Source organism: Pseudomonas sp. NKUCC02_KPG, assembly GCF_019345465.1.
In the GTDB taxonomy this organism is placed as follows: Bacteria; Pseudomonadota; Gammaproteobacteria; order Pseudomonadales; family Pseudomonadaceae; genus Aquipseudomonas.
This window is the reverse complement of the sequence record NZ_JAHKRC010000008.1, coordinates 205,199-217,498: the sequence shown is the minus strand read 5'-3', so window position 1 is coordinate 217,498 and position 12,300 is coordinate 205,199. Positions and strand designations below refer to the sequence as shown.

Annotated in this window: 6 protein-coding genes; 3 read left to right on the top strand and 3 right to left on the bottom strand. The window is 59.1% G+C overall.

Annotated elements, in window-relative coordinates:
- Positions 1–137: 137 nt before the first annotated feature.
- Both KO536_RS13530 and KO536_RS13525 read right to left on the bottom strand, forming a co-directional pair.
- Positions 138–5,615 (bottom strand): dermonecrotic toxin domain-containing protein, encoded by a 5,478-nt coding sequence (locus KO536_RS13530; protein WP_219262103.1) that lies wholly within the window; start codon positions 5,613–5,615, stop codon positions 138–140.
- An 89-nt stretch (positions 5,616–5,704) separates the two neighbouring features.
- Positions 5,705–6,184, bottom strand: coding sequence for a sigma-70 family RNA polymerase sigma factor (locus KO536_RS13525; protein ID WP_219262102.1), 480 nt, complete (start codon positions 6,182–6,184; stop codon positions 5,705–5,707).
- 303 nt (positions 6,185–6,487) lie between these two features.
- Between KO536_RS13525 and KO536_RS13520 the strand changes: the two genes are divergently transcribed.
- The 3 genes from KO536_RS13520 to KO536_RS13510 are packed head-to-tail and all read left to right on the top strand — an operon-like array spanning position 6,488 to position 11,048.
- A complete protein-coding gene (locus KO536_RS13520) occupies positions 6,488–7,654 on the top strand; it encodes an efflux RND transporter periplasmic adaptor subunit (RefSeq protein WP_219262101.1) in 1,167 nt (388 codons plus the stop codon).
- Positions 7,655–9,625, top strand: a complete 1,971-nt coding sequence (locus tag KO536_RS13515; RefSeq protein WP_219262100.1) for a MacB family efflux pump subunit — start codon at positions 7,655–7,657, stop codon at positions 9,623–9,625.
- A 7-nt stretch (positions 9,626–9,632) separates the two neighbouring features.
- A complete protein-coding gene (locus tag KO536_RS13510) occupies positions 9,633–11,048 on the top strand; it encodes an efflux transporter outer membrane subunit (RefSeq protein ID WP_219262099.1) in 1,416 nt (471 codons plus the stop codon).
- 26 nt (positions 11,049–11,074) lie between these two features.
- Here the strand turns inward: KO536_RS13510 and zapE are convergent, their stop codons facing one another.
- On the bottom strand, positions 11,075–12,190 hold the full coding sequence (gene zapE, locus KO536_RS13505; RefSeq protein ID WP_219262098.1) for a cell division protein ZapE: 1,116 nt from the start codon (positions 12,188–12,190) through the stop codon (positions 11,075–11,077).
- Between the last annotated feature and the right edge of the window lie 110 nt (positions 12,191–12,300).

The window sequence follows — 12,300 nt, the reverse complement described above, 5'->3', positions numbered from 1 at the left end:
TGCCACTGAGGGACTTCGCTCATGATCAAAACGCCGGTAGCTGATGCCCGGCGTTTTAAAGAGTAAGCCGTAAGAAGGATGACGTTTTATCTATCAGAATATTCTTCAGGATCGGTTCAGCCCGGGATGGGCCCGGACTAAATGTCCCCTGGGGCCAGTAGCCTGAAAATCATCACCTGGCCATCCCGCGTCACCCCGGCCAACAGTTTGAACAACCGGTGGCGCTCATGGGCTTCGCGCAAGGCTTTGACCACAGAGTTGTCAGGTAACTCCCATATCTGATTGGCAATCACGGAATCGATCCAGGCATCAGAAAAGTGCAAACCACGTCGCGACTCATTCAGCACCACTGGCTTCAACCCGACGCCCGTCCTGCGAGGTGGCAGGAACTTTGTCGTCATCACATACAAGTCTCCATTAGGGCTTTTGAATATCTGGCTGAACAAACCTCGTCTAAACAGTGCTTCGTTCCCGCGGCCTAATGACACATAGCCTTTACGCCTCAGCACACTGCGCAAAAATTGATTCATTGGCATTTGCGTCGACAACATTATGTTTGTTCGACTGTTCAGTAAGGTGCTCAGGTCGGCCAATAGCGCAGACTCTTCGGTGGACAGGGGCAAGATGCTCAGGAAATCACCCAAAACCATAGCCTCATGGATATAGAGGGTATTGCGCGTAGACAAGGACAAGGGCGCCAGGCCCTGTAGCTCATCGTAAACCGGTAAACCCTCTGGCACGGGCAAACCATTGATTTGCGCCTCGAAGATCCGGATCAGCGTTTCAATCGGCAAGCCGTGGCGATAGGTATGCTGCCTGGCCAATCGCTCCAGCTCCGGCACACTGCGGGCCAGGAGCAGCTCAGGCACCGTGGATTTGATCAGTTGATGCCCATAGCGCGAAACATATCGGGCGACTTGCTGATCAGTCGCCGGTAACGGCATTAACTGGCGTGCCAGTGCGTCAAGCCGGGCGGAGAGATCCAGCTGCGCCACCGGGGACTGCAGCAATTGCCATTCGCCCATCCGCCGAAAGATCCCTTGGGGCTCCACCACCAACATATGCCCCACCCTTCCACCGGGCTTGTTGATGGTGATTCGATTGAGATTCTCATTGAAGTGCGCCTCGTAAAAATGCCCATCAATCGAGATGTAATCCATTTCAACAGGTACTTCGAGGTGGTAGACACCTTCTGGAGAGAGACGTCCGCAGACCTGCAGTTGCCCGGCATCAAGGGGATTGGGTTGATACAACGGGTAAAAACCATCCGCATCTGTGCCTTGGGCAACAAACAGATCATGGTCACCTATTACAACCCGATCCATCGACAGCTCGCTGCTGGCTATGGCCTGGGTGACACGGGGCGTCACAACATAGTCTTCCAGCCCCGGGGTGACCGGTCGGCTTGTCGCTGGACGATGGGAGGGGCCGGCCATGGGCTCTGCACTGACGGCACGGAATTTGTTGGCCCACTCGGGCCTGATACCGTCTCGCTGCACGCTCATGGCAAACAAATGCTCCAGCCCCGAGTTGGCCGGAAAGTCGTAATCGGCCAATAATCCCTGGGCCACCTCCAGCGACATGCCGCAATTCATCAAGATGGTTTCTGCCTCTTTCACCCCACCCGGCAACCCATAGCCTGAAGCAAAGTGCCATTCACCCGATTCGGCCAGCCGGACAGGCGGCCCCAGGCGCTGAGTCTGCGGATTTTGCAAATGCAGGGTTTGGGCATTTTTTGGGCGTGTCACGCGGTAGCTTTTGCCCTTTTGAACAATAAATTGCACGCCATCCTTGCGATAACTGCCCAGATCGTATTGTCCGGTCAGTGCACAGGCGTCCTGCGGGGCCAGAGAGATTTCATAGCCGCCGAAGTCAGGCATCACAAAGGGTTGGGGCTCAGGCGCAATGGCCCGTGCCGCCCAGCCCTCACGCGCCAGGGTTTGTCGCGCCTTGAAAGGCTGCATTAACAATCGGGGCGGTACAGGATCATGGGTGACAACGCTTTGCCACTTGCTCGGTTGCGGGCTTTCCAGGCCCAGCATCGCGAAAGTGAGGATCATATCAACCAGGCACATTCCCATTTGCAGCACCTGCTGTGCTGCTTCATAAGCGGAATTGGCATTGCGCAATGCCTTGAATCCCTGGTCGATGAAATAAATATCGGATAACAGGTTCAATCCCGGAATAAACCCGATCAACGCAAAGAAGTTCGCGAACCATTGCTGACGATTGCGCTCCTCGCGCAAGAGATCGCGCTTGGCAGTGGACCGGGACGTCAATCGCAGCACCTTGATCATGCGTTCAGGACGATCAGTGCTCAGGCTCCAGCCCATATCAACCTCGCCCTTGAACTCGGCAGCGATCCAGTCCTGCGGTGCCTGGGTCGCGGCTTCGGCCAGGCGGCCTTGAATCTGCGCCGCGTCCTCACCGGGTTCCGTGCGTTGCGCAAGGTAAGCCAACAACTCCGGGCTTTTGCCCATGCTTGCCAATGCCGCGTTGGCCAACTCCAGGCTGGGATACATGACCAGGCTATTGCCGTGAGCGGTGCCGGGCATATAGATCAGTGTCATATCCGACAGGGTGTCGCGAATGACGCGCACCCCCTCCACCGAGCTCATGGCATAGCGTTCGACATCGCTGCTGTAAGTGACATGGCCAACGCTGATGTCCATCCCCGCGACTTTAAGATCCGCTGACGTTCGCGCCCTGATGGTGTGAGCGAACAGCGCCTGGGCGGTTGCATCCATGCCCTGAAGTCGGGCCTGCCATAGCACCATCTCCAGTGTCTGCCGGTACGGCCGGGCCATGAGCTGAATCTGCACGTCGCTGCCCGGCGCTTGCAAGAAATGGTTTTGCTCAATCACCGCCCGGCCATAAAACGCCAGATTGATCTGCTGCTCGTAGGCACCTCCGATATCCAGAGCAGGCATGATCCGGCTCAGGTATTCAACGGTCAGGCGCGAGCTCCACTCGGGTTTCAACACCTGCAAATACTTGAGGCGCAGTGCTATCTGCGGGTCGTCCGGGTCGAAGTTCTCCAGGGCCAGCTGCACCAGGTTGTAGGTGCGCATCCCCAGAGGCCGTTGCGCCAGCTCGACGCTCGGCACGACGTTGGTGGGGGTAGGCAAATTGGGAGTGCCCAGGGTCTTGATGACCTCCACCTGATCCGGGATGCTGAACATATCCTCAAGCGGGTCCAGATCCTCCTCAAAACCATCGTGCTTGAACTGTTCACGCAATTTTTGCGTGGCGAACTCCGTGACAGAAGGCAAGCGCCTGGACAAATACTCTTCAACCGCCAGCTGATTTTCGTTGATCTGCCTGGACCGCCGCGCATAGTCAGCCTGGACCTCATTGGGCGCTGCCAGTAACCAGGGCCCAAGCCGCTGCTGGAGTGCCATGGCCTGGCGCTGCATCACCACATGAGCAAGTGCCACCTCACGGGCCGCATGCCCGGGCACTTGCAATTGCATCGCACTGGTCTGAGCCAGCAGGCGCAGCGCGGTCTGCCGATCTGCGCCGATAATCACCAGCAAGAACTTGTTGATGGCCTGCAGGGTTTTCTTGTGGGCCTTGATTTGCGCTTTGACGCTGTACTCGACAATTCCGAGGGTAATTTCGCTCAATTGCAGTTCAACCTGCGAGCGCAAAGGCACCGCGCCGACCCAGGCCCGCGCTGGCGCCTGCTCCTCCAGCGCCACTGTCAGCCACAGCGAACAGTCAGCACGGCGGGACAGAGTTTTACCCACGTGCTCGCGCAACTGCGCCAATGAATCGAATCTGAGCAAACCACCGTCCTGACCGGGTACAAACAGCAAGGTCGACGCTTGAAGCGATGGCGTGAGCAACCCTTGGCGCGAAGTGATCACAAAGCAGCCGACCAAGGGGTAGGACAGTTGTTCAGTACCCAGTGCAATGGCCACCAGACGCAACTCGGTGGCGGTGTCATGGCCTGCGAGATTGAGTTTCAGCGCCTGGGTCAGCAAGGCAAAATCCGCAGCGGTCAGTTGCTTTTGCAACACTTGCAACTGGCCTTCAAGCAGCAGTGCCAGATTGCGACTGGTGATCAACCGGCTCTGGGGCGAACCCTGCCCGCCATCAAGCGTCAACACGTCGGCATTTTCAAGATTTGCCTCGCTGGCCAATTCCTTCAAACAGGCCAACGACCATTCGCGCTCGTTGTTCAAGGCTTGTTGGTGGGTCAAAAAATCATTGAACTGCGGAATGTCTTGACCCACCAGCCCCTGTTTCAACATCTGCAAAATGCTGTGTTCGTGCAGTTCGATTTTTTCCTTGCGAATACGCAATGCCAGCTCAGGTGCCAGGCTGCCAAAAGAAATATCCTGCTCATGCCAGCGTGCGTCACGGCGGATAAACTCCGTCACCACGGCACTCAACTCTGACGACAAACCTTTGCCTGCCACCTCCAGGCGCCATTGCTCGGTGGTTTGCGCATAACTCAAGGCCACACCACTGGCATCAATCGGTTCCAGGGTCGCTTCGCCGGTTACCAGCGCCGGGCTGACCATAACGGCGCAAAGCAACTCATTGGCGTGTTGTGTGTACACACTGGCCGTGGCGCTGTGCTCAAAAATATTGTCCGCTACCGCGCGATAAGCGAGGTCGGCCAATGGCCGTCTGTTACCCGACTCATACAGCACCGAACGGCTGTGATAGGGCAACAGTTGCCATAACAACCAGCCTGGCCCCGCATCGCTGTCGATCCAGCGCACCATCTGTGCCAGTAACTCCGTACGCGAAGAGAACTCAAACAGTTCGGTATCCATACCCGGCACAAACAATAGCTCGCGGGCGTTTTGCCCGGCGTCACGCCCGTGGATCACAAACGCCCCTTTGAACAGCACCCCGTTACCATTTCCATGACCATTGGCCCAGGCGATGTCACTGACCTGCAGATCGCCAGATTCCCCCCCTGCCTCCAGGCGTTGCTGATCAGTCGGGGCATCCACCACCTGCAACCACATGCCAAGGCCATCATTGCTCAATTGCCCCGCAGCATGAGCCAGCAGCGCCCGGGTTTTAATCAGCTGGCGGCGCAACACACCCACATACTCGCAACAACTAACGCTTTGACCTTGGGCAATGCCCTGCCAGTAATCGCGCACAGCCTTGTTGTAGCGGCCTTTCAAATTCAGTGAATTCAGCTGGTTCAATACCTGCTCGGGGATGAGCATAACTGGCTGGCCCGTAGTGCCTTCATCACCGACCAGACTGACTCGCTGATTGAGATCAGCCTCGGCAAAATCGTCGCGCAGGCTCTCGACCGCAACTTGAGTCAAGGTCAACGTGACCGGCGCATCAGGCCGCAGCGCGCTGGTCCATGACAGGTTATCGGGGTCGACCCCCAGAGCCTGGAGCACCTGGCCATGCACCACCTGATACAGAGTCGGCGCCGCACTGAACAAAGCCTGTACCTCGCCCAACGCATGCTGGTTCACGGTCACTGCAGCCTGTAATCGATTAAGCAGTTCGCTGGGGTACGCAGCCTCCTCAATCGCGCGGCTCAATTCGATCACGAACCGCTCGCGGCGAGTCAAGGTACTGGGCAAGTCTGGGCGGGGAGGTGCGGCAGAAGGCGTTTGGGAGTCAGTCATGGCGCTCACTTTCTAATGAAAAGAGCACCCAGTAAAACAGCGGGGATTGGCGCAGGAGTGTTACTTATCTAAGCCCAAAAACGGACGATTCAGGCGTTGTCCCACTGCCGGATTCGAACCCGGCAATGCTTCATGGCGTTGACGATGTGCTTCTCCACCACGCTGCGCGATACGCCGAGGCGCTCGGCAATTTCGGGGTGTGACAAGCCTTCGATCTTGCGCAGCAAAAAACACTCGCGACACGCTGCAGGCAGCTCGGCGAGCGCCTTCTGGATCATGTCCAGCCGCTGGCCCTGATCCAGCAGTACCTGGGGTGAGGGGCTGAAAAAACGTTCCTCACCATCGAGCACTTCCAGCGGCTCGGACTGGCGCAAGGTGCTGCGTCGATGGCCATCAATCACCAGGTTGAGTGCCGTGCGGTACAGAAAGGCACGGGGCTGCTCTATCGGCTCGCCCCGTGTACGTTCCAGCACCCGCACATAAGCGTCATGCACCACATCTTCGGCCGCCTGGGCATTACCCAGCCTGGCACTCAAAAAACCCACCAGTTCTCGATAGTAGTTTTCCAACAGGACTCCAGGCCGCGACGGCAGCGGCAACACTCCATGAGCGCAGAAACAGATCTAATGGGATAGCGGCGTGATGATGGCATTTTTGCGGATGTAATTTATAGTAATTCTCATATAGATTTAAACCCCGCACGCTTAAACATTGTCGAAACATCCAGTAACAGACGCATCATCCAATACCTAAATCCCCCGCCAAATCATTCGTTTACTCAACAGCTCCCCGTATCTGTTGCCAGGGCGACAGCGTTTGCCTAGCCCCTTCAGGCATGACGACGGGCCGATTTTCACTGGCTGGATCCCCCCATGAAACGCCCTCGACAGACCCGCCGTGCGCTGCTTGTCACCCTGTGTTTATTACTGGTCGCAGCCGTTTTAGTCTGGCTATTACTGAGCCCGGGACGGGACGCGTATGACACCGTGCCCGTCACCCGGGGCGATATCGAAAGCAGCGTGACCGCACTGGGCACTCTGCAGCCCCGGCAATACGTCGATGTGGGCGCGCAGGCATCAGGGCAAATTCAAAACATTCACGTGGACGTCGGCACTGAAGTCAAAGAAGGCCAGCTGCTGGTCGAAATCGACCCCTCCACCCAGACCGCCAAGCTCGATGCCAGCCGCTTTGCCATTGAAAACCTCAAGGCCCAGTTGCAGGAGCAACGTGCCCTGCATGACCTGGCAAAACAGAAGTTCCAGCGCCAGCAACATCTGGCCAAAGGCGGCGCCACCCGGGAAGAGGACGTTCAGGCCGCACGGGCTGAAGTACGAACCACCCAGGCCCGGATCAACATGTTCGAGGCCCAGATCAATCAGGCCAGGGCCAGTTTGCGCAGTGATGAGGCCGAGCTGGGTTACACCCGCATCTATGCGCCCATGTCCGGCACCGTGGTAGCACTGGATGCCCGCGAGGGTCAGACCCTCAATGCCCAACAGCAAACGCCGCTGATTCTGCGCATTGCCAAACTCTCGCCCATGACGGTGTGGGCCGAAGTGTCGGAAGCTGATATCGGCCATGTCAAACCCGGCATGCACGCCTGGTTCACGACTTTGAGTGGCGGCAACAGGCGCTGGAACAGCACGGTGCGCCAAGTCCTGCCCGTACCGCCCAAACCCCTCAACGAGACCAGTCAGGGCGGCGGCAGCCCCGCCAGCAAAAGCGGCAGCGCCCGGGTTGTGCTGTACACCGTGCTGCTGGATGTCGACAACACCGATCAGGCACTGATGCCCGAGATGACCACCCAGGTATTCTTCGTCGCCGACCAGGCCCGGGACGTACTGCTGGCCCCGATCATCGCGCTGCAGGGCACCACGCAGGACAACCGCCAGACCGCCTACGTCGTGACTGAAAACGGCAAGGTCGAGCCCCGCGAGATCCGCACCGGCATCAGCGACCGTCTACGCCTCGAGATCATCGACGGCTTGAATGAAGGCGATCACCTGCTGATCGGCCCCGCTACCGGCAGCGGAGGTTAAATGCCCACTCCCTTGATCGACCTGCAGGCTATTCGCAAGGTCTACGGCGGCATCGATACTCCAGAAGTTCACGTGCTCAAGGGCATCAGCCTGTCGATTCATGCCGGGGAATTTGTCGCCATCGTCGGCGCTTCGGGCTCGGGCAAGTCAACCCTGATGAACATCCTTGGCTGCCTCGACCGCCCAACGTCAGGCCGCTATCTGTTTGCTGGCGAAGACGTCGCCCACCTCGACAGTGACGAACTGGCCTGGCTGCGCCGCGAAGCCTTTGGTTTCGTGTTCCAGGGCTACCACTTGATTCCCTCGGCCTCGGCCCAGGAGAACGTCGAAATGCCGGCCATCTATGCTGGCACCCCGGCCGCTGAACGCCATGCACGCGCCGCCGCCCTGCTCAATCGCCTGGGGCTGGCCGAGCGCACTGCCAATCGCCCGCACCAATTGTCCGGAGGCCAGCAACAGCGGGTGTCCATCGCGCGTGCCTTGATGAACGGCGGGCATATCATTCTCGCCGACGAACCCACCGGCGCCCTCGACAGCCACAGCGGTGCCGAGGTCATGACCTTGCTCGACGAACTGGCGAGCCAGGGGCACGTCGTCATCCTGATCACCCATGATCGTGAAGTGGCAGCACGGGCCAACCGGATCATCGAGGTGCGCGATGGTGAAGTGATCAGCGACAGTGCCAACGGCAAGCAACCCCCCACAACCGACAACCCCGACGCCTTGCAGGCCATCGACCTGCGCAAGCGCCTGAGCGAAGGCAGCGAAGCGCGGGGCGCCTGGAAAGGCGAGCTGGTCGATGCGGTTCATGCCGCCTGGCGGGTGATGTGGATCAACCGTTTCCGCACCGCACTGACGCTGCTCGGCATCGTCATCGGGGTGGCTTCTGTCGTGGTCATGCTGGCGGTGGGTGAAGGCAGCAAGCGCCAGGTGATGGCCGAAATGGGCGCCTTTGGCTCAAACATTATTTACCTCAGCGGCATGCCACCCAGACCAAGGGCACCGCTGGGCATCATCACCCTCAATGACGTGGCGGCCCTGTCGACCTTGCCCCAGGTCAAGATGATCATGCCGGTCAATGGCGCCGAAATCGGCGTGCGTTTCGGCAATGTCGACCACACGATGTACACCGGCGGCAACGGCATCGACTTCTCGGCCATCTTCAATTGGCCGGTGGTGCAAGGCAGCTTCTTCACCCAGGCCGACGAAAACGCCGCGGCCGCCGTGGCGGTGATTGGCAAGAAGGTGCGCGATAAAGTCCTCAAGGATGTGCCCAACCCGATCGGCCAGTACATCCTGCTGGAAAACGTGCCGTTTCGCGTGGTCGGCGTCCTGGCCGAAAAAGGCGCCAGCTCCGGTGACTCGGACAGCGACACGCGCATCGTGGTGCCCTACTCCGCTGCCAGCGTGCGCCTGTTCGGTAGCCACAATCCGGAATACGTGGTCATCGCGGCTGCGGATGCCAGCAGGGTCCAGCAAACCGAAAAGGCCATTGAGCAACTGATGCTCAAGCTGCACCACGGTACACGGGACTTCGAAATCACCAACAACGCGGCGATGATCCAGGCCGAAGCCAAAACCCGTAACACCCTGTCGCTGATGCTCGGTTCGATTGCCGCCATCTCGCTGCTGGTAGGTGGCATCGGGGTGATGAACATCATGCTGATGACCGTGCGCGAGCGCACCCGCGAAATCGGCATCCGCATGGCCACCGGCGCTCGTCAGCGGGACATTCTGCGCCAGTTTTTGACCGAGGCCCTGATGCTGTCGGTGGTTGGCGGCGTCGCCGGCATCACCCTGGCCTTTATGGTCGGCGGGGTGCTGTTGCTGTGCGATGTTGCCGTTGCGTTCTCCCTGGCCGCAGTCCTCGGCGCCTTTGGTTGCGCGCTGGTAACCGGCGTCATATTCGGCTTTATGCCGGCCCGCAAAGCTGCCCGGCTCGACCCGGTCACGGCCCTAACCAGTGAATGATCTATCGATGAAGCCGTCCTTGAGCCTGTTGACCCTGTGCCTGCTACTGAGCGCATGCAGCCATTCCCCGCCTGACGACCACAACGACGTCATCGCGCCAGCAACCTGGCAGTCGGCACAGGTCCAGACCCGCCATCAGGTCAATCTACAATGGTGGCAACAGTTTGGCAGCTCCGACCTGGATCATCTGATCAACCAGGCGCGGCTTGCCAGCTACGACTTGGCCGCGGCAATGGCGCGGGTACAGCAAGCCCGGGCCTCTGCCGTGATTGCCGGAGCACCGTTGCTGCCCGAGGTAAAAGTGGGCAGCACCGCCAATCGTGAAAAACTGCTGCGCGGCAGCGGCTACAGCCAGCTGGATACCGGTGACAACAACACGGCGGTGGACTATTTCGATGCCCGCCTGAGCGCCAGTTATGAGGTCGATTTCTGGGGTGGCAAGGCAGCGGCCCACGACAGCGCGCTGCAGGCACTCAAGGCCAGTGAATTTGATCGGGACACCGTTGAGCTGACGCTGCTCAGCGGCGTCGCCAACAGTTACGTCCAGACCCTGGCACTTGATGAACAACTGCGCATTGCCCGACTCAATCTGGCCAATGCGCAAAGCGTGCTGCAGGTCGTACAGACCCGTCATCACGCAGGTTCAGCAACAGCCCTGGAACTGGCCCAGCAACAAAGCCTGGTTGCCAGTCAGCAACGCCAGGTCCCGCGGGTGGAGCAACAGGCCCGAGAGGCCCGGATCACCCTCGCCGTCCTGCTCGGCCAGCCCGTTCAGAACCTGAGAGTGGGCAATACGCCTTTCGCAAGTCTGCATTGGCCTGCCATTGGCGCCGGGCTGCCCAGTGAGTTACTGAATCGACGCCCTGATATCGCAAGCGCCGAAGCCAGGCTTGTCGCCGCCCGGGCCGATATCACTGTCGCCCGCGCCGCCATGTTGCCCAGTCTGACCCTGAGCGCCAGCCTGGGCTCGGGGGCAGATCGATTCAGCGATATCCTGCGCAGCCCGTTCTACACCCTCACCGCCGGGCTGGCGGCGCCGATTTTCAACAATGGCCGTCTCGGCGCCGAACGCGACAAAGCCACCGCCCGCCAGCAAGAACTGCTGCAAACCTATCGGGCAAGCATCATCAGCGCTTTTGCCGACGTCGAAAAAGCCCTCAACAGCGCCAGCGGCCTGGACCAGCAACGTCAATGGCAGGATGAAGAGCTCAAGCAGGCGCAACTGGCCTTCGATATCGCGCAAAACCGCTACAGGGCCGGTGCCGAGATGCTGCTGACGGTGCTGGAAACCCAGCGCACGCTGTATCAGGCCCAGGACCAGCACGTACAGCTGCGCCTGGCGAGGCTGCAAGCCAGTATTGCGTTGTACAAGGCAATGGGGGGCGGCTGGGGCGCTACTGCACTGGACCACGGGCACCCATAAACAACTGCACCCGTAGCAGAGGGTGTTTAGAGACCAAACCGCTGCAATTGCATTTCCTGCAGCCGGCTCAAGGTCCGGCGAAAGGCGAACTCCAGATAACCCTGGGTGTAGAGCTGATCCATCGGCACTTGGGCTTCGATGCACACAGGTACTTTTCGGTCGTAGCACTCGTCGATCAGCGCAATGAAACGTCGCACGCTGTCATCGTATTTGGACAACTGCGGCAGTTCACGATCACCGGCCTCGACTTTCACCGCGCCGTCTTCCGTACCTCGGGCAATTTTGCCCTCGCGCTGTTCGGCACTCAGGCAGGGCACGCCGCTGAGCAACATCACCTTGTAACGGTCACAGATTTCCATGAACTCCGTAGCGGCCAGCGGCTGTTCGCACAGTTCGTGAAAGTTGCACCACAACACTGCATCGCTGGCCTGCACCACATTCAACGAACGATGGCCCACGGCAATGGGCTGGCCTGACACCGCCTGCCCTTGGGTCAACTCCTTGAACACCGGTTCAATCGCACTCGGCTGCCCCGTATCAGTCACCCAATAACGTTGATGAGCAATGCCGGGGTGCAGGCGATGGTCCTCAATCCCGTTCACCGAAACGACGTCCATATGCTTGAGAATGGCAGTGATCCCGGGTGCAAAGCGATCCCGGTTGAAACCATGACCGTAGAGGTCTTCAGGTGGCTGGTTAGAGGTGCAGACCAGCACCACGCCTTCGTCGAACATGACCTGAAACAAGCGCCCAAGGATGATCGCATCGGCAATGTCATTGACGAACAGTTCGTCAAAACACAGCACTTTCACTTCCGCACCCAGGCCTTTGGCCAAGGCTTTGAGCGGATCTGCGGTCCCGGTCAGCTGGAACAGGCGCTGATGCACCCATTGCATGAAATGATGGAAATGCTGGCGCCGGGCCGGCACCTGCAGGCTTTGGTAGAAACGATCCATCAACCAGGTTTTACCCCGCCCCACCGGCCCCCACAGATACACGCCATTAACCGGCTGCGCCCCTGAGTGCAGGGTCTCATGGCAGCGTTGCAGCGCTTGGACTGCAACCCACTGGGCAGGGTCATGGACAAACCCCTGCAGCTCGATGGCCTGTTGATACGCACTGAGGGGCGACTCGATATTCATACGGATGACTGACTCCAGAATCAGAGGTGCCAGTATGCCAGCAAGGAGACACACGGAGCACTTGAAAAAAGCCACACCACCACCACATTGTTACCCGAGCGGTAACAGAG

Bases quoted from the DNA above. Each gene is read 5' to 3' on its own strand.
- KO536_RS13530 (WP_219262103.1), bottom strand. From the start codon at position 5,615: ATGACTGACTCCCAAACGCCTTCTGCCGCACCTCCCCGCCCAGACTTG.
- KO536_RS13515 (WP_219262100.1), top strand. From the start codon at position 7,655: ATGCCCACTCCCTTGATCGACCTGCAGGCTATTCGCAAGGTCTACGGC.
- KO536_RS13520 (WP_219262101.1), top strand. From the start codon at position 6,488: ATGAAACGCCCTCGACAGACCCGCCGTGCGCTGCTTGTCACCCTGTGT.
- KO536_RS13510 (WP_219262099.1), top strand. From the start codon at position 9,633: ATGAAGCCGTCCTTGAGCCTGTTGACCCTGTGCCTGCTACTGAGCGCA.
- zapE (WP_219262098.1), bottom strand. From the start codon at position 12,190: ATGAATATCGAGTCGCCCCTCAGTGCGTATCAACAGGCCATCGAGCTG.